Genomic DNA, 15,598 nt, shown 5'->3' on the forward strand with positions numbered 1-15,598 from the left:
TCCCTGGCTTCGACGGTACGTCGGCCGGACGCCGGCTGCCTCAGCTGGACTCGCGGTGCACCACCGTCGCTCCCAGCACCTTGTGCGTCTGGGGTGCGGCGCCGGGGTCGCGCACCGCGTGGTCGACCAGCTCCGCGAGGTCGCGGCCGGACGGCAGTTCGATGTGGACCGTGCTCAGCCTAGGCCGCAGCAGCCGTCCGAGCATCAGGTCGTCGGCGCCGATGACGGCCGTGTCGGCGGGGACGCGGACGCCCTCGTCCTGCAGCGCGCGCATCAGCAGCATCGCGTACTCGTCGTTGTAGGCGAACACGGCGTCCAGGCCCCGGTCGCGCCAGCTGCGGGCGAGCCGCACGGCGGACTGCTCGTCGTAGGCGAGGGGCAGCTCGGTCACGGTGGCGTCCGTGCCGTGCAGGGCGCGGCGCACCCCTTCGAGACGCGGCGCGGAGAAGGACTCCAGGCCGTCCTCCTCGGGGACGACGACCCCCACTCGGCGCCTGCCGCGGTCGTGGAGGTGGCGGCCCGCGCGGTACCCCACGGCCTCGTAGTCCATCAGCAGGGCGTGGGCACCCTCGACGGACTCGGGGCCGAGCGAGACCACGGCCCGGGCGCCGGAGCGCTTGAGCACCGTCACGCCCTTCGGGCCGAGGCCGGAGCCGGAGAACAGGACGGCGGCGGGGCGCAGCTCGGCCCAGGCGCGGGCGGCCTCGTCGCCGTGCAGGCCGACGCTGCCGTGCTGCACGACGGTGTAGTCCAGGCGGCCGAGCGCCAGCTGGAGGTCGCTGAGGAACCGGCCGTACAGGGAGCCGACGGGGAAGCTCGGGGCGGGCATCAGGACCATGCGGCTGTGCCCGGCGCGCAGGCTGCGGGCGGCCGCGTGCGGGACGTACCCGAGTTCCTTCGCGGCCTCGTGGACGCGGCGGCGGGTGGGTTCGCTGATCCGGACGGCGCTGGTGTTGTTGAGGACGTAGGAGACGGTCGCGCGCGAGACGCCGGCCAGGCGGGCCACGTCGGCGCTCGTGGGTACCGAGCGCTGTGCGGGCAGTGCGGGCGCGGGCGTTTTCGGTATCTGCACCATGACGTACCGCATCTTTGCAGAACCTGTGCGTAGCGCTCAGGTTAGGGTCCCCGCCCGGTCACACCTCGGTGCGCGTCACTCGGGTGACCAGGTCGGACCAGCCGTTCTCCAGCCGCTCCATGGGCATGCCGCACTGCTTGGTCAGGTGGTGGATCAGGCCGGGGTCGAGATACGCCATGAGCGTCTGGGCGAGGAGATCGCAGTCGGCGTCCGGCACGATCTGCCGCAGCAGCACGGCGACATGGGTGTGCAGCGCGCGGTACGAGGGGTGGGCGAAGCGACGGGTCGGCTCCGGCTGCGCGGCCAGTTGCAGGTCCAGCTGCTCGGCCGCGCGGTACAGCACCGCGACACCGAACGCCCGCAGCCGCTCCTCCGGCGGCGCACCCGGACCCAGCGGCGGCGGCCCGCCGATGAAGTCGGCCTGCAGCTTCCGTGCGGAGTGGTCGAGCAGGGCCGTCAGCAGGCCGGTGCGGTCGCCGAAGCGGCGGAAGACCGTCCCCTTGCCCACGCCGGCCGCCGCGGCCACCGCCTCCATGGTGACTCCGGCTGCCCCGTGCTCCGCGATCAGCTCGGTTGCCGCCTCCAGCAGCCGGGCGCGGTTGCGGGCCGCGTCGGCGCGCAGGCAGGGCTCGTCGGGGGCGGAGCCGACCTCCAGCAGCTGGGGCTTGCCCTCGGGCTCCTGAGACTGCGGGAACGGCGGCAGTACGGCGGACATGAAGCCAGCGTAAAGCATCGGGAATGAAACTGGACCGCGGTCCGGTTAAGGTGCTAGAAACTAAACGGACCCCGGTCCGGATCGTAACGGCAGTGTTTCAGCATCCTTGGAGTTCGCATGTCTGTTCGCATCCTCGCGCTCGTCGGCAGCCTTCGCGCCGGTTCGCACAACCGTCAGCTGGCCGAGGCGGCCGTCAAGCTCGCCCCCGAGGGCGCTGAGGTCGTGCTCTTCGAGGGCCTGGCCGACATCCCCTTCTACAACGAGGACATCGACGTCGAGGGCACCGTCCCCGCCACGGCGGCCAAGCTGCGTGAGGCCGCGCAGGCCGCGGACGCGTTCCTGCTCTTCTCCCCCGAGTACAACGGCACCATCCCGGCCGTCCTGAAGAACGCCATCGACTGGCTGTCCCGCCCGTACGGCTCCGGCGCCTTCGGCGGCAAGCCGGTCGCGGTGGTCGGCACCGCGTTCGGCCAGTACGGCGGCGTGTGGGCGCAGGACGAGACCCGCAAGGCCGTGGGTATCGCAGGCGGCAAGGTGCTGGAGGACGTCAAGCTCTCCATCCCCGGCTCCGTGACCCGCTTCGCCGAGACCCACCCGGTCGACGACGCCGAGGTCGCCGCGCAGCTGACGGAGGTCATCGCGCGCGTCCACGGGCACGCGGGCGAGGTCGTCGCGGCCTGACCCGGACCCGAGGTCCTCGTGGAGGGGCCGGAGCCGAGCGCTCCGGCCCCTTCTCGCATGCCCGGCTCCGCCTCCTGCGTCAGGCCACCGCCGTGGACGCCAGCCCCCGCAGCTCCTCCAGCGCCACCGCCACCGCCGGCCGCTCCCGGCAGCCCCGGCGCGTGCAGGTGAGGACCTTGCGGTGCGGGTCGCCGACGCAGCGGACCCGGGTGATCGGCAGCTGCGGGGCCAACTGGAACAGGCGTGGGATCAGCGCGACGCCGAGCCGGTTGGCGACCAGGTGGGCGGTGACGTTCCAGTCCAGCGCGTGATGGATCACGTCCGGGGTGAACCCGGCCGCCCCGCACGCCGACATCACATGCGGGCGGCAGGGGCTCTGCGGCACCGGCGCGATCCAGTCCTCGTGCGCCGCCTCCGCGAGGTCGACGCGCCCGAGGCCGGCCAGCGGATGGTCGTCGGGGACGACGAGGTCGTACGGGTCGTCCAGCAGCGGCTGCTGGTCGAAGCGCGCGTCACTCAGCGGCGGGTTGCGCGGGGTCACGTCCACCACCGCCAGGTCGGCCTCCCCCTCGAAGAGCAGGTCGAAGCTCTCCGGCACCGCCGTCTCGTGGATCCGTACGGTCAGCTGCGGATGCCGCTCCCGCATGCGTACGGCCATCGGCGCCAGCAGCACCGACACGGCCGTCGTAAAGCCACTGACGCGCAGTTGCCCGGCGGGGGCGCTGTACTCGGCGCGCAGGTCCAGCTCGGCCGCCTCCCAGCGCTCCGCGATCGCATCCGCGTGCGCGAGGAGACTTTCGGCCGCCGCGGTGAGGCGCACCCCGCGGCCCTGGGGTTCGAGGAGGTCGACCCCCAGGTCACGGGCCAGCTGGCGGATCTGCTGGGAGGCTGCGGACGGGGTGAAGTGCAGGGCGCGGGCGGCCGCGGTGACCGTGCCGTAGTGCGCCACGGCCCTCAGTACGTGCAGTCGGCGCAGGTCAATCATGAAGGCCACGCTTCAAGGTGACGTCCGGAAAGTCAACCTGGACGTGCATGAAAGCGCACCGCACCCTTGGTTGTGTCGCGACGGTCAACCAGCCACGAGGTACGAGGAGTCGCCATGACCAGCACGACCGGCACCGTCTGCCCGCACTGCGGATGGCCCGACGGAGCCGAGCCCTACCAGGTGGTGTCCCGGCACACCACGGCGGCGGGCAGCACGGTGTGGACGCGGTGCGCCTGCGGTTCGTTGCAGGTGCGCATGGTGGACGCCCGCGGCATGCGCGTCGTCTCCCGCAGCCGGCCCACGGGGACTCCGGCACACTCGCACGGCCGGTGACCTCGGTTCAGTCGAGCCCGGCCAGCCGCTGTACGGCAGGAGCCGCGAAGTTCTCGATGAAGGCCGCCGGTTCCCCGGTGCGCGGGCTGAGGATCACCGTGTCGATGCCGAGCTCGGTGTAGGCCGCGATGTCCCGGGTGAAGGCGTCGAGGTCGCCGCCGACGGCGGGCTCCACGGCGTAGAGGACGGTCCTGCGGATCTCGTCGTAGTCGCGCCCCTCGGTGTCGCAGTGGCCGCGCAGCACGTCGAGCTTGTGCCGGACCTCCTCCGGCGAGGAGGCGAACAGGTTGCACGCGTCGGCGTAGCGGGCGACCAGCCGGAGCGTCTTCTTCTCGCCGCCCCCGCCGATCATGATCTCGGGGCGCGGGGCGCTGACGGGTGCCGGGACGCAGAGGGTCTCGGCGAGGCGGTAGTGCTTGCCCTCGAACGGGCCGTTGGCCTGCGGATCCCACATCTGCAGGCAGATCCGCAAAGTCTCCTCCAGCCGCTCGAAACGCTCGGCGACCGGCGGGAACGGCACACCGAGCCCCTCGTGCTCGCGGCCGTACCAGGCGGCGCCGATCCCGAGGGTGGCCCGGCCGCCGGACAGCACGTCGAGCGAGGTGGCGATCTTGGCCAGCAGGCCGGGCGGACGGTAGGTCACGCCGGTCACCAGGGCACCGAGGCGGACGGTGGAGGTGTGAGCGGCGAGGTAGCCGAGGGTCGTGTAGGCCTCCAGCATGGGGTCTTCGGCGCGGTCGTTGAACTCCATCTGGAAGTAGTGGTCCATCACCGACAGCCAGCTCAGACCTGCCGCCTCGGCCGCGGCGCCCGCTGCGGCGAGTTCGGCTCCGAGCGCGGGGCCTCCGCCTGGATGATCGAACCGGTTGATGTGCACGCCGACGCGCATGGCCTGTCTCCGTTCACCCGGATTTTCAGCGACCTTGCCGACGCTAGATCTTCGAGCGCTCTCGAAGTCAAGCCCCGCCGCCGAGCGCGGCCGTCGGACCACGCCGTCGGACCACGCCGGCAGGCCACGCCGTCAAGTCGCGCCCGCGAGTTGGTCGCCGAGCGCGGTACGCCGGTACAGCACGCGCCGTCCGTCGCGGGCCCGGGTGACGAGTCCCGTCGCGTGCAGCACCTTCAGGTGCTGGGAGACGGCGCTGGGCGTCACGCCGAGACGGCGGGCGAGTTCGACCGTGGGGAGCGGTTCGGCGAGCAGCCGCAGGACCGTGGTGCGGGGCGCGCCGAGCAGCGCGGTGAGGGCGGAGTCGTCGGGCTCGGGCCGCGGTTCCCACAGGGTCGCGGCGCCCCTGCTGGGATACGCCAGCATCGGCGCTTCGGCGGCGCTGACCGGCGGTGCGGGTTTGTGGGAGAACAGGGACGGGACCAGGCGAAGGCCGCGCCCTGAGCCGTCCACCTCGTGCCGGGCGATCATCTGGTCGACGCGCAGGACGCCGTCGCGCCAGCGGACGTTCCGGTGCAGGTCGGAGAAGAGGAGGTGGGCTCCGCCGGTGGCCAGTTGCCGGGCACGGTGGGTGATGTCGGCCTCCAGTACGAGCCGCATCCGTGGCCAGTCGGGGCGTACGGCCAACGCCCAGTACCGCTGCAGGAGTTCGCACAGCTCCTCCAGCAGCTCCGCCACGGGCCCGTCGCCGGACGCCGTGATCTGCCGCAGAGCGTCCGGGAGGGGGTGCGGGGCATGGGTCGCGAGCAGGTCGCGTCGTACGAGCTCCGGTGGCGTCGTCCCCACGACGGTGAGCTGGTCGGCCGGCGTGGGTGCGAAGGTCGTCGGACGCGGGGTCAGGAAGTCGGGCAGCGTCAGGTTCCGGCCGACCAGGGCCCGCAGCAGCCGGGCGTCGGCGGGGTCGAGGCGTGCGAGGACCGACCGGCGCCATGGGGCGTGCAGGGGGTAGAGGCCCGGGGCGCGCAGAGCCCGCAGGCTGCCCATGACCTCGCGCAACGGCGAGATCGCGAACCGGGTGTCCGCGAGGTCGTCGACGTCGAGCAGGAAGCTGATCATTAAGCCTCCGGCTACATCCTTTGGCAACCGTCCGTCGCTGCCGTGGACTTCGGCGTATGACGGATCACAACTCCCGGCAGGCTACCCCGGCGATCGCGCTGCTCGCCTTCGCCTGCGGGGTCGCGGTGGGCAATGTCTACTTCCCGCAGGCGATCGGCCCGTTGGTGGCCTCGGGCCTCGGCGTCTCCCCCGATTCGGCCGCCACCGTGGTGACCGCGACCCAGTTCGGCTACGCGGCCGGCATCTACCTGCTCGTGCCGCTCGGCGACCGGCTGCGTCCCCGCCCGCTGCTCGTCACCCTGCTCACGCTGACAGGCCTCGGACTGCTCGCCGCGAGTTCGGCGCGGGCCCTGCTGCCCCTGGTCGTCGCGAGCGCGCTCGTCGGGGCGGTGACGGTGATCGCGCCGCTCGCCGGTGTGCTGGCGGCCGGCCTGGTGCCCGCCGAACGGCGCGGAGTCGTCAGCGGCACCCTGCTGAGCGGCTCCCTCGCCGGCATGCTGCTGTCCCGTGCCGTCGGCGGCGCCCTCGGCGACTGGCTGGGCTGGCGGGCGCCGTACGTCCTCGCCGCCGCGCTCTCCTTCACGGTCGCCGTCCTGCTGGCCCGCATGCTCCCGACGCTGCCCCCGTCGGCCCGGGCCCCCTACCCGGCGCTGCTCGCCGCACCCCTGCGGCTGCTGCGCACCGAACCCGAGCTGCGCCGCTCCTGCCTGTACCAGGCGACGGTGTTCGCCGGGTTCTCCGCGGTGTGGACGGGCGTGGCGCTGCTCCTCACGGGGCCGGTGTACGGCATGAGCGCGAAGGCGGCCGGGCTGCTGGCGCTCGTCAACGCGGCGACGATGCTGTGCACGCCGGTCGCCGGGCGGTTGGTGGACCGTCGGGGTCCGGACCGGGTCAACCTCGTGTGCTTCCTCATGGTCGGTGCCTCGGCGGTGGTGCTGGCGTTCGGCGGCCTGGGCGGCGTGCCCGGGCTGACCGCGCTGGTCGTCGGCACGCTGCTGCTCGACGTCGGCATGCAGTCCGGGATGGTCGCCAACACGGTGCGGATCTACGGCCTCGGCGCGGACGTCCGCGGCCGCCTCAACACCGCGTACATGACCTGCGCCTACCTGGGTGGCACGGCCGGCTCGTGGCTGGGTGCCCGGGCCTACGGCCGCTTCGGGTGGACCGGCGTGTGCGCACTGGTCGCGACGCTCACCGCGGTGGCGGTCGCCCGCCATCTGAGCCGTAGGAAAGCCGTCACGGCGCCATGTGCTCCGACTCGGCCTGCTCCTGCTCCTGCTTCTTCGAAGCCCGCAGGCTGGTCACCGTCGTGACGGCCAGGACGAGCACGATGAAGCCGAGCGAGAAGGGGATGCTGATCTCCGGGACGTGCACGCCGGACTCGTGCAGCGCGTGCAGGACGAGCTTGACGCCGATGAAGCCGAGGATGATCGACAGGCCGTAGCTGAGGTGGACCAGTTTCTTCAGCAGGCCTCCGATGAGGAAGTACAGCTGCCTGAGGCCCATCAGGGCGAAGGCGTTGGCCGTGAAGACGATGTACGGGTCCTGGGTCAGCCCGTAGATCGCGGGGATGGAGTCGAGGGCGAACAGGACGTCGGTGGAGCCGATCGCCAGCATCACGACCAGCATCGGGGTCATGACCCGCTTGCCGTTCTCGGTGATGAACAACTTGGTGCCGTGGTACCGGTCGGCCACGCCGAAGCGTTTCTCCACTGCCTTCAGCAGCTTGCTCTCCTCGTACTCCTCCTCGTGCTCCTCCTTGCGGGCGTCCTGGATGAGCTTCCAGGCGGTCCAGATCAGGAAGGCACCGAAGAGGTAGAACACCCAGGAGAACGCGGAGATGATCGCCGCGCCGGCCGCGATGAACCCGGCGCGCAGCACCAGGGCCATGATCACGCCGACCATCAGCACGCGTTGCTGGTACTGCGAGGGCACCGCGAACTTGCCCATGATCAGGACGAAGACGAAGAGGTTGTCGACGCTGAGCGACTTCTCCGTGATGTACCCGGCGAAGAACTCGCCGGTGGGCCCGCCACCGCCGTGGACGAACAGGCCGAGTCCGAACAGACAGGCCAGGACGACCCAGACGATCGTCCACGTCCCCGCTTCACGGATGGAAACGTCGTGGGGTTTGCGACCGATGAGGAAGTCCACGGCGACGAGCGCGCACAGGGCGACGATGGTCAGCAGCCAGACGGAGAGGGAGACGTTCACGGGTTGTACTCCTGGTGCAGGTGGGACCTTGACAGCGTTGTCGCCACCTGGCATCCCTTCCACCTACGACAGGTGAACAACGGGTCATGTCCTGGCAAGCTCCAGGCTCACGCAGGTGCCACCCGCCGGACGGCGGGGAGGTTCCGCCGAACGGCGGCCCTCCGGGCGGGGACCGGTGCGCAGATCATGGCCGCAGAGCCGCAGATCCGTCCGGCACCCGCGTGCTGCCGTGTGAGGAGACCCCATGACCCAGGCCCCGCCCCCGCCGCCGTTCGACCCCGAGCTCGCCGCCGCCCTGGAGCTCATCAAGGACATGATCTCGCCCGCCCTCACGATGGACGAGATAGCGGACGTCCGCCAGGGTCCGGGGATCGAGATGCTGGCCCGACTCGACCTCACCATGGACGGCTTCTTCGAGGTCGAGGACCGCGTGGTGCCGGGTCCCGAGGGCGCACCCGAGGTCTCCCTGCTGATCTGCCGGCCGGCCGCCCCGGCCGACGCGGGTCCGCGGCCCGTGATCTATCACGTCCACGGCGGCGGGCTGATCATCGGCAACAACCGTGTCGGCGTCGACGTTCCCCTGACCTGGGCGAAGGAACTGGACGCGGTCGTGGTGTCCGTGGAGTACCGGCTCGCGCCCGAGCACCCGTATCCGGCGCAGATCGAGGACGTGTACGCCGGGCTGGAGTGGACGGCGAAGCATGTCGCCGAGCTGGGGGGCGACCCGCAGCGGATCGTCGTCGCCGGTGCCAGCGCGGGTGGCGGGCTGTCGGCGGCGCTCGCCCTGCTCACCCGGGATCGCCGGGGGCCCGAGCTGATCGGGCAGATGCTGATGTGCCCGATGCTGGACGACCGCAACGACAGCCCGTCCACCCACCAGATGGCGGGGCGCGGTATCTGGGACCGTACGGCGAACGAGACCGGCTGGACGGCTCTGCTCGGTGAGCGGCGGGGCGGTCCCGAGGTCTCCGCGTACGCCGCGCCGGCCCGTGCCGAGGAGTTGTCCGGGCTGCCGCCGGCCTTTCTGGACGTCGGTTCCGCGGAGACGTTCCGCGACGAGGTCGTCGCCTATGCCTCGCGGATCTGGCAGGCCGGTGGGGTGGCCGAGTTGCATGTGTGGCCGGGCGGTTTCCACGGATTCGATGGCTTCGCGCCGCAGGCGGTGGTTTCGCAGGCGTGTCGGGGGGCGCAGCTGGCTTGGCTGAAGAGGCTGTTGAGCGGGTGAGATGTGGGGGCGGGGGGCTGGGGGTTGCGCCTGCTCGTCCGCCGGGTTGTGGTGTTGTGCGGGTGCGGGTTGTTCGTGGCTTGTCGCGCAGCTCCCCGCGCCCCCGGGTGCGCTGCCGGCCTCTGGGTTTTGAGTCGGGGTGGGTTCGGTCCTTGACCGCGTGCCGCACCATGGGCCCATGAAAGAGCTGGCCGGACGTCTGACCGCGTTGGATCCGGATGCCGGGGCGGCCGTGCGGGTCATCGCCTACTTCGATCGGCTCGCCGAGTCGCGGGCCGGGCTGGAGGCGTTGGTGCGTGGTGCCGCCGTGCTGGCCGGGGTGCCGGCCCGGCTGGTGGACGCGGACCGGCGGGTGCAGGTCAGGGTCGAGGTCGACGGGACGCGGCGGGACAGCGCTGTGCCGCCGGATCCCGCGTGGCCGTCCGCCGCGCTGACGCCGGGCGGCGTTCCGGCGCTGTGGCTGGAGCGGGCCCAGGAGGCGGAGCCGAGTGTCGTGGACGCGGTGATCCTGGAGCGGGCCGCCGGGGCCGTACGGCTCGTGCTCGACCGGACCCGGGGGCGGGCGCCGGCCGACGACCCCGCGCTGGTGGAGACCGTCCTCGATGCCACGGCTCCGGAGGCGGCGCGGCTGCACGCGGCCCGCCGGCTGGGCCTCGACCCCGCCGCGGCGGCGCGCGTCCTGGCCCCGCTCGACGGCCAACCCCGCATCGTCCCGGCGCACTTGGACGCCGAGCCGCCCGTCGGCCGGGTGGGCGTGGGGCCCGCGGTCCCGGTGCTCGACCTGCCGCGCTCCTGGTCGCAGGCCCGCGTCGCGCTGCGGTTCACGGCCGAGGGCACCGCGCAGGACCCCGGCCCCGGCGTCGTCCACGCCGACGAGCTGGGCAGCATCGCCCTTCTCGCCGACCTCGTACTGCCGGGCGCCGAGCCGCCGCCCGACGTACAGGCCCTGGAGGCGGCTGCGGCGGCCGCGCCCTGGCTGCTCGCCACGCTGCACGCGGTCGCCTCGACGGTGAGCCTGCGGGCGGCGGCGTCCGAGATCAACGTCCACCACTCCACGCTCCAGGAGCGACTGGCCCACGCCGAGCACCTGCTGGGCTGGCCCCTGCGTACTCCGCAGGGCAGATTCCGGCTGGGTCTGGCACTGGCCATGCGGCACCTGGTGCGGAATCAGCGGGGCCTTCTGGACCATGCCGGCGAAGGCACCCCCTGACGGCCGTGGCCACCGTCACCGGAACTCGTGAACGACCTCGATCGTGCCGACGATGTGGGCGTTGAACTCGTCCAATTCCTCGGCCGGCACCCACAGTTCGAGGATCGTCTCGCCGCCCGCCTGCTGGACCGGGTAGCGGCTCAGGAACTCCGAATCGACCTCGAACCGGGTCACGAAGCCGGCGCCGTCGTGCTTGACGTTCCAGTCCCGGGCGATCTTCACGGCGTAGTCCTCGTTGAGCACCGGGTAGAAGATCGGCTGCTCGGGCAGTCTCGGTGGCCAGGCTCGCCAGTTCAGCTCGCGAACCAGGTCCAGCTCCTTGGGGCCGGTGGGTCGCCACAGGGTGGTGGTTGAGGTCGGGCTGCGCATGAGCGGTGACGATATCCACGGCCCGGCCTCGGCAGCCACGGAGTTTCAGCCGCCGGCCGCCCCACTGCTTGCATGCGCGCTATACGCGCACTCGCCGGAAATTTCACGGATGGCCTATCCTGGAGGTCATTCATCTCGGGACGGAGGACTCCGGCGCCATGACCGCCACGGACCCCGCGCTCACCGCGCTCGCCCAGGGCTGGTGCGCGCTCTCCCTGCTGCACGGGAGGATCGAGGCGCACATCGAGCGCGCCCTGCAGACCGGGCACGACCTGAGCGTGCGCGAGTACTCCCTGCTCGACGTGCTCAGCCGTCAGCACAGCGGCGAAGGCGGCCATCTGCAGATGAAGCAGGTCGCCGACGCCGTCGTCCTCAGCCAGAGCGCCACCACCCGGCTCGTCACCCGGCTCGAGGACCGCGGCCTGCTCTCCCGCTACCTCTGCCCCACCGACCGCCGCGGCATCTACACCGACGTCACCGAAGCAGGCCTGAGGCTCCTCGACGAGGCACGGCCCACCAACGACAAGGCGCTGCGCCAGGCCCTCGACGAGGCCGCCACGAACCCCGAGCTGGCCCCACTGGTCCGGGCCGTCGAGACGCTCCGCATCCCCGTCTGAGGGCCCCGCTTCGCGCTACCCCTGCTCCCCGACCGCCAGCACCAGCTTTCCGCGCACGCGCCCCGCACTGCTGATCCGCCAGGCCTCGGCGGCCTCGGCGAGTGGGAGCACCCGGTCGACGTGGACGGCGAGGCGGCCCGCGTCGGCCAGTTCGCCGAGGGCCGTCAGATCGGCCGAGTCGGGGCGCACCCACAGGACGTGGCCGCCCTTCGCCAGGACGTCCGGGTCGGCGATGGACACCACCCGGTCACGCTGCTTGAGGACCTGCTGGGACACGTCCACGGCGTCGCCCCCGACGAAGTCGAGCGCCGCGTCGACGCCGTCCGGGGCCAGCTCGCGAAGCCGGTCGGCCAGGCCGTCGCCGTAGGTCACCGGCTCGGCGCCGAGTTCCCGGACGAAGTCGTGGTTGCGCTCGCTCGCGGTGCCGATGACCCGGGCGCCGAGCGCGACGGCGATCTGCACGCCGAAGATGCCGACCCCGCCGGCCGCCGCGTGCACCAGGACCGTCTCGCCCTCACATACGCCCACGCGCTTGATCGACTGATAGGCGGTCAGTCCCGCCAGCGGCACGCCCGCCGCCTGCTCCCAGCTGAGCGAGGCCGGCTTGCGCGCGATCAGCCGCACGTTCGCGGACACCAGCTCGGCATAGGTGCCGAGCTGCACGGAGTCCTTGCGGACATAGCCGTACACCTCGTCACCGGGTGCGAACTCGTCGACGTCCAGGCCGACCCGTTCGACGACTCCGGAGACGTCCCAGCCGGGAATCATGGGGAAGTGGGTCTCCATGAGCGGGTCGAGGTACCCCGCCCCGACCTTCCAGTCCACCGGGTTGACCCCGGCGGCCTTCACGCGGATGAGGACCTCGCCCGGAGCCACCTTGGGGTCGGGGTGCTCCACCAGCTTCAGATCCTCGGGCTGACCGTAGTGCTGCAGTGTGATGGCCTTCATGAAGCCCATGTAACCACACGACTGTTACCGGCATACGCAATATATGCATCCGCATTCACGTGCCCATCCACCGCTCGGCCCCGGCATTGACGCGATCTCCGATGTCGCCGTAGACATGGCCCCATGAGCGCGCCACACCTTCCCCTGTCCGGCATCACCGTGGTCAGCCTGGAGCAGGCCGTGGCCGCCCCGTACGCCACCCGACAGCTCGCCGATCTCGGCGCACGCGTGATCAAGGTCGAGCGGCCCGGGGAGGGGGACTTCGCGCGCCGGTACGACACGACGGTGCACGGTCACTCCAGCTACTTCGTGTGGCTCAACCGGTCCAAGGAGTCCCTGACGCTGGACCTCAAGGATCCGCGTGGCCGCGAGATCCTGCACCGGCTCCTCGACGACGCCGACGTGTTCGTGCAGAACCTGGCGCCGGGCGCCGCCGACCGCCTCGGCCTGGGCGTCGAGGCGCTCGGCGCGCGCCGGCCGCGGCTGATCCCGTGCACGATCTCCGGATACGGCACGTCCGGGCCATGGGCCGACCGCAAGTCGTACGACCTGCTGGTGCAGTGCCAGACCGGGCTCGTGTCGCTGACCGGGACCCCCGACGAGACCGCGCGCGTCGGGATCTCCGTCGCCGACATCGCGGCCGGGATGTACGCCTACAGCGGCATCCTCACCGCCCTCTTCACGCGGGCCACCACCGGCACGGCCCACCCCGTGGAGGTGTCCCTGTTCGAAGCGCTGGCCGAGTGGATGGGCCAGCCCGCCAACTACACCCGGTACGGCGGCATCCAGCCTCCACGGCTTGGCACCCAGCACCCCACCCTCGCTCCCTACGGTGCCTACCCGGCCGCCGACGGCAGGGAGGTGCTGTTCTCCATCCAGAACGAGCGCGAGTGGGCCGTCCTGTGCGATCGGTTCCTGAGCCGGCCCGAGCTGACCGACGACCCGCGCTTCGCCACCAGCTCCGCGCGGGTGGCGCACCGGGATGAGGTCAACGCCGTCGTCGCCGAGCGCTGCGCCCGCTCCGCCGCCGAGGAGATCCTCAAGGAGCTGGAGTCCATCGGCATCGCCTGCGCCGGGGTCAACGACGTCACCGCGTTCCTGGATCACCCGGTCCTCGCCGCCCGCGAGCGCTGGCACGACGTGACCGTACCCGGCGGCGCGACGGTGCAGGCCCTGCTCCCGCCGGCCGACCTCGCGGGACTGCCCGCGCGCATGGACCCGGTCCCGGCGGTGGGCGAGCACACGGAGGCGATCCTCACCGAACTCGGCCGTACCGGCGAGGAGATCGAGGCCCTGCGCGCCGAAGCCGTGATCTGACAACCGGTCCCCCGGTGTGACCGAACGCGGCCCGCCCTCCGTGCGTCACAGTGTCGGGCGGCTGCGGCACCGCCCTTCCCGCGCCTGCCGCTGTCCGTTCAGGGGGATCCATGCGTACGACCGATTCACGCACCGCCTCGCTGCTCACCACCCTCGGCCTGCTCGCCGCCGGATGCGGCACCGTCACGGCAGGCTCCGACGACGCGGACCCGCCCCCGGAGACCAGGGCCCGCGCCCACGAGGTCGCCGAGGCCTGGGACGGTTCACCGGCCGCCGACGCCTGGCTCAAGGGCTACTTCCCGATGGCGGACGCGGTGCAGCCGCCCGAGGACGCCTTCCACGACGAGAACGACAAGAAGGCCTACGAACGCCAGAACTTCGAGCTGCGCGGCGACCTCCCCGGCTCCGAGCAGAGGGAAGGGAAGGTGACGTGGCGGGGCGGCGGTTCGCTCACGCTGCCGCTCATGGGGGCGCGGGAGGCGTACCAGACGGTGGACCGCACGGACGCGCCCGCGCCGCGCCTCGTCGTGACCGGGGCGAAGCTGGGCGAGACGACGCTGGTCACGAGCCGCGGCCCGGCCACCGTCCCCGCCTGGCTGTTCACCGTCGAGGGCTACGACACCCCGCTCAAGCGGGTCGCCGTGAGGCCCTCGAAGCTTCCCAAGCCGCCCATCGGGCCGGTCCGGGACACCCCCACCGAAAATCTGTGGGAGCTCAACCGGCTGGTCGAGGTGGCCGCGGACGGCCGCTCCGTCACCGTGCTGGCCCACCACGGGTCCTGCGACGACGGACCCGCCGTGGACGTGCTGGAAACGGCCGGCAGCGTGGTCCTGTCCGGCTACGTCGTCGGCATGGAGGAAGGCCTGTGCACGTCCGACCTGCGTGCGAAGAAGGTGACCGTCGAGCTGGACCGCCCGCTCGCCGACCGGCTCCTGCTGGACGCGTTCACGGGCCGCCCCGTGCCGCAGGGGAACCCCAACGGGCCCTCCGGCAGCTGGAGCTGACTGACCATCACAGCACTTTTGCGGTCCGTGCGCCGTCAACTGCGCAGGGCTGCCTCGGCCGCCGTCATGGCCTGCCCGGCGTAGCCGCGGCCGAAGAGCACGGTGTGCACCAGCAGCGGGAAGAGCTGGTGGAGGCCGATCCGCTCGGACCAGCCGGCGGCGAGGGGCGCCGCCTCCTGGTAGCCGACCAGGACCCGGTCCAGGTGGGGGCAGCCGAAGAGGTGGAGCATGGCCAGGTCGGTCTCGCGGTGGCCGCCGTGCGCGGCCGGGTCGATCAGCCAGACGTGCCCGTCGGCGCCCCACAGGACGTTGCCGTTCCACAGGTCGCCGTGCAGCCGGGCGGGCGGCTCGGCGGGGCCCGCCAGTTCGGGGAGCCGCTCGCAGACCCGCTCGATCACGGACGCCTCCGGGCCACGGACCGTGCCGTCGTCGACAGCGCGGCGCAGATACGGCAGCACCCGGTGCTCGGCGTACCAGTGCGGCCAGTCCGGGCCGGTGACGTTGCGCATCGGGGCGAGCCCGATGTACGCGTCCTCTGGGCCGCCGGGCGGCGCGGCGCCGAACGCCGGTGCGCCGGTGGCGTGCAGTGCGGCCAGATCGCGTCCGAACCGCTCGGCCGCGTCGGTGGTGGGAGGGCCGGTCGCCACCCGTTCCGTGACCAGCCACTGCCCGTCCTGGCCATGCACGGCGGGGATACGGACCGTGCCGGCGTCGGCCAGCCAGCGCAGCCCGGCCGCCTCGGCCTGTGCGGCGCCGTCGCCTTCGCCGCGTTTGACCATCACGACCTGCCCGTCGGCGAGGGTGACTTCGGCGAGCGTTGCGGAGAGCCGGCGTTCCCCGGTGACCGGAAGTCCGGTGAAGCGCGCGGCCGTGGCGCCGGAGCCGTCGAAGGAGTCGTACACG

General features: G+C 72.2%; 17 protein-coding genes. 8 read left to right on the forward strand and 9 right to left on the reverse strand.

Annotation, left to right across the window (positions count from 1 at the left end):
* Nucleotides 1-40: 40 nt before the first annotated feature.
* Nucleotides 41-1,075, reverse strand: a complete 1,035-nt coding sequence (locus OG331_RS09180) for a LacI family DNA-binding transcriptional regulator (protein ID WP_406193812.1) — start codon at nucleotides 1,073-1,075, stop codon at nucleotides 41-43.
* Between the two features lie 58 nt (nucleotides 1,076-1,133).
* The gene (locus tag OG331_RS09185; RefSeq protein ID WP_406193814.1) at nucleotides 1,134-1,808 is read right to left on the reverse strand and encodes a TetR/AcrR family transcriptional regulator; all 675 of its coding nucleotides are present in this window, start codon (nucleotides 1,806-1,808) and stop codon (nucleotides 1,134-1,136) included.
* A gap of 99 nt (nucleotides 1,809-1,907) precedes the next feature.
* Here OG331_RS09185 and OG331_RS09190 point away from each other — a divergent pair, with 99 nt between their 5' ends.
* On the forward strand, nucleotides 1,908-2,471 hold the full coding sequence (locus tag OG331_RS09190; RefSeq protein ID WP_328877616.1) for an NAD(P)H-dependent oxidoreductase: 564 nt from the start codon (nucleotides 1,908-1,910) through the stop codon (nucleotides 2,469-2,471).
* 79 nt (nucleotides 2,472-2,550) lie between these two features.
* On the opposite strand, the gene OG331_RS09195 is transcribed toward OG331_RS09190, so the two are convergent.
* Nucleotides 2,551-3,456, reverse strand: coding sequence for a LysR family transcriptional regulator (locus OG331_RS09195; protein ID WP_406209866.1), 906 nt, complete (start codon nucleotides 3,454-3,456; stop codon nucleotides 2,551-2,553).
* A 114-nt stretch (nucleotides 3,457-3,570) separates the two neighbouring features.
* Here OG331_RS09195 and OG331_RS09200 point away from each other — a divergent pair, with 114 nt between their 5' ends.
* On the forward strand, nucleotides 3,571-3,789 hold the full coding sequence (locus tag OG331_RS09200) for a hypothetical protein (RefSeq protein ID WP_406193816.1): 219 nt from the start codon (nucleotides 3,571-3,573) through the stop codon (nucleotides 3,787-3,789).
* A 7-nt stretch (nucleotides 3,790-3,796) separates the two neighbouring features.
* On the opposite strand, the gene OG331_RS09205 is transcribed toward OG331_RS09200, so the two are convergent.
* Nucleotides 3,797-4,678, reverse strand: a complete 882-nt coding sequence (locus OG331_RS09205) for an LLM class F420-dependent oxidoreductase (RefSeq protein ID WP_406193818.1) — start codon at nucleotides 4,676-4,678, stop codon at nucleotides 3,797-3,799.
* A gap of 132 nt (nucleotides 4,679-4,810) precedes the next feature.
* The gene (locus OG331_RS09210; RefSeq protein WP_406193820.1) at nucleotides 4,811-5,791 is read right to left on the reverse strand and encodes an ArsR/SmtB family transcription factor; all 981 of its coding nucleotides are present in this window, start codon (nucleotides 5,789-5,791) and stop codon (nucleotides 4,811-4,813) included.
* Nucleotides 5,792-5,847: 56 nt separating this feature from the next.
* On the opposite strand from OG331_RS09210, the gene OG331_RS09215 reads away from it, so the two are divergent.
* A complete protein-coding gene (locus tag OG331_RS09215; protein ID WP_406193822.1) occupies nucleotides 5,848-7,104 on the forward strand; it encodes an MFS transporter in 1,257 nt (418 codons plus the stop codon).
* Here OG331_RS09215 and OG331_RS09220 read toward each other — a convergent pair.
* On the reverse strand, nucleotides 7,028-8,005 hold the full coding sequence (locus OG331_RS09220) for a TerC family protein (RefSeq protein WP_406193824.1): 978 nt from the start codon (nucleotides 8,003-8,005) through the stop codon (nucleotides 7,028-7,030). The genes OG331_RS09215 and OG331_RS09220 overlap by 77 nt on opposite strands.
* Nucleotides 8,006-8,249: 244 nt before the next feature.
* Here OG331_RS09220 and OG331_RS09225 point away from each other — a divergent pair, with 244 nt between their 5' ends.
* Both OG331_RS09225 and OG331_RS09230 read left to right on the forward strand, forming a co-directional pair.
* The gene (locus OG331_RS09225) at nucleotides 8,250-9,230 is read left to right on the forward strand and encodes an alpha/beta hydrolase (RefSeq protein WP_406193826.1); all 981 of its coding nucleotides are present in this window, start codon (nucleotides 8,250-8,252) and stop codon (nucleotides 9,228-9,230) included.
* A 178-nt stretch (nucleotides 9,231-9,408) separates the two neighbouring features.
* Complete coding sequence (locus OG331_RS09230) at nucleotides 9,409-10,440, forward strand: helix-turn-helix domain-containing protein (protein ID WP_406193828.1); 1,032 nt, start codon at nucleotides 9,409-9,411, stop codon at nucleotides 10,438-10,440.
* A gap of 15 nt (nucleotides 10,441-10,455) precedes the next feature.
* Here OG331_RS09230 and OG331_RS09235 read toward each other — a convergent pair whose 3' ends face one another.
* Nucleotides 10,456-10,809, reverse strand: a complete 354-nt coding sequence (locus OG331_RS09235) for a hypothetical protein (protein ID WP_406193830.1) — start codon at nucleotides 10,807-10,809, stop codon at nucleotides 10,456-10,458.
* A gap of 158 nt (nucleotides 10,810-10,967) precedes the next feature.
* On the opposite strand from OG331_RS09235, the gene OG331_RS09240 reads away from it, so the two are divergent.
* The gene (locus tag OG331_RS09240) at nucleotides 10,968-11,426 is read left to right on the forward strand and encodes a MarR family winged helix-turn-helix transcriptional regulator (protein WP_406193832.1); all 459 of its coding nucleotides are present in this window, start codon (nucleotides 10,968-10,970) and stop codon (nucleotides 11,424-11,426) included.
* A 15-nt stretch (nucleotides 11,427-11,441) separates the two neighbouring features.
* On the opposite strand, the gene OG331_RS09245 is transcribed toward OG331_RS09240, so the two are convergent.
* Nucleotides 11,442-12,374 carry an NADP-dependent oxidoreductase gene (locus OG331_RS09245; RefSeq protein WP_406193834.1) on the reverse strand — a complete coding sequence of 311 codons (933 nt, stop codon included), beginning with the start codon at nucleotides 12,372-12,374 and terminating at the stop codon, nucleotides 11,442-11,444.
* 123 nt (nucleotides 12,375-12,497) lie between these two features.
* On the opposite strand from OG331_RS09245, the gene OG331_RS09250 reads away from it, so the two are divergent.
* Both OG331_RS09250 and OG331_RS09255 read left to right on the forward strand, forming a co-directional pair.
* On the forward strand, nucleotides 12,498-13,691 hold the full coding sequence (locus OG331_RS09250; RefSeq protein ID WP_406193836.1) for a CaiB/BaiF CoA transferase family protein: 1,194 nt from the start codon (nucleotides 12,498-12,500) through the stop codon (nucleotides 13,689-13,691).
* A 110-nt stretch (nucleotides 13,692-13,801) separates the two neighbouring features.
* A complete protein-coding gene (locus OG331_RS09255) occupies nucleotides 13,802-14,695 on the forward strand; it encodes a hypothetical protein (protein ID WP_406193838.1) in 894 nt (297 codons plus the stop codon).
* Between the two features lie 35 nt (nucleotides 14,696-14,730).
* Here the strand turns inward: OG331_RS09255 and OG331_RS09260 are convergent, their stop codons facing one another.
* Nucleotides 14,731-15,597, reverse strand: coding sequence for a fructosamine kinase family protein (locus OG331_RS09260; RefSeq protein ID WP_406193840.1), 867 nt, complete (start codon nucleotides 15,595-15,597; stop codon nucleotides 14,731-14,733).
* Between the last annotated feature and the right edge of the window lies 1 nt (nucleotide 15,598).

It is taken from the genome of Streptomyces sp. NBC_01017 (assembly GCF_045162795.1).
In the GTDB taxonomy this organism is placed as follows: Bacteria; Actinomycetota; Actinomycetes; order Streptomycetales; family Streptomycetaceae; genus Streptomyces; species Streptomyces machairae.

Bases quoted from the DNA above. Each gene is read 5' to 3' on its own strand.
- OG331_RS09190 (WP_328877616.1), top strand. From the start codon at position 1,908: ATGTCTGTTCGCATCCTCGCGCTCGTCGGCAGCCTTCGCGCCGGTTCG.
- OG331_RS09205 (WP_406193818.1), bottom strand. From the start codon at position 4,678: ATGCGCGTCGGCGTGCACATCAACCGGTTCGATCATCCAGGCGGAGGC.
- OG331_RS09225 (WP_406193826.1), top strand. From the start codon at position 8,250: ATGACCCAGGCCCCGCCCCCGCCGCCGTTCGACCCCGAGCTCGCCGCC.
- OG331_RS09210 (WP_406193820.1), bottom strand. From the start codon at position 5,791: ATGATCAGCTTCCTGCTCGACGTCGACGACCTCGCGGACACCCGGTTC.
- OG331_RS09235 (WP_406193830.1), bottom strand. From the start codon at position 10,809: ATGCGCAGCCCGACCTCAACCACCACCCTGTGGCGACCCACCGGCCCC.
- OG331_RS09185 (WP_406193814.1), bottom strand. From the start codon at position 1,808: ATGCTTTACGCTGGCTTCATGTCCGCCGTACTGCCGCCGTTCCCGCAG.
- OG331_RS09240 (WP_406193832.1), top strand. From the start codon at position 10,968: ATGACCGCCACGGACCCCGCGCTCACCGCGCTCGCCCAGGGCTGGTGC.
- OG331_RS09255 (WP_406193838.1), top strand. From the start codon at position 13,802: ATGCGTACGACCGATTCACGCACCGCCTCGCTGCTCACCACCCTCGGC.
- OG331_RS09180 (WP_406193812.1), bottom strand. From the start codon at position 1,075: ATGGTGCAGATACCGAAAACGCCCGCGCCCGCACTGCCCGCACAGCGC.
- OG331_RS09245 (WP_406193834.1), bottom strand. From the start codon at position 12,374: ATGAAGGCCATCACACTGCAGCACTACGGTCAGCCCGAGGATCTGAAG.
- OG331_RS09200 (WP_406193816.1), top strand. From the start codon at position 3,571: ATGACCAGCACGACCGGCACCGTCTGCCCGCACTGCGGATGGCCCGAC.
- OG331_RS09215 (WP_406193822.1), top strand. From the start codon at position 5,848: ATGACGGATCACAACTCCCGGCAGGCTACCCCGGCGATCGCGCTGCTC.
- OG331_RS09230 (WP_406193828.1), top strand. From the start codon at position 9,409: ATGAAAGAGCTGGCCGGACGTCTGACCGCGTTGGATCCGGATGCCGGG.
- OG331_RS09195 (WP_406209866.1), bottom strand. From the start codon at position 3,456: ATGATTGACCTGCGCCGACTGCACGTACTGAGGGCCGTGGCGCACTAC.
- OG331_RS09250 (WP_406193836.1), top strand. From the start codon at position 12,498: ATGAGCGCGCCACACCTTCCCCTGTCCGGCATCACCGTGGTCAGCCTG.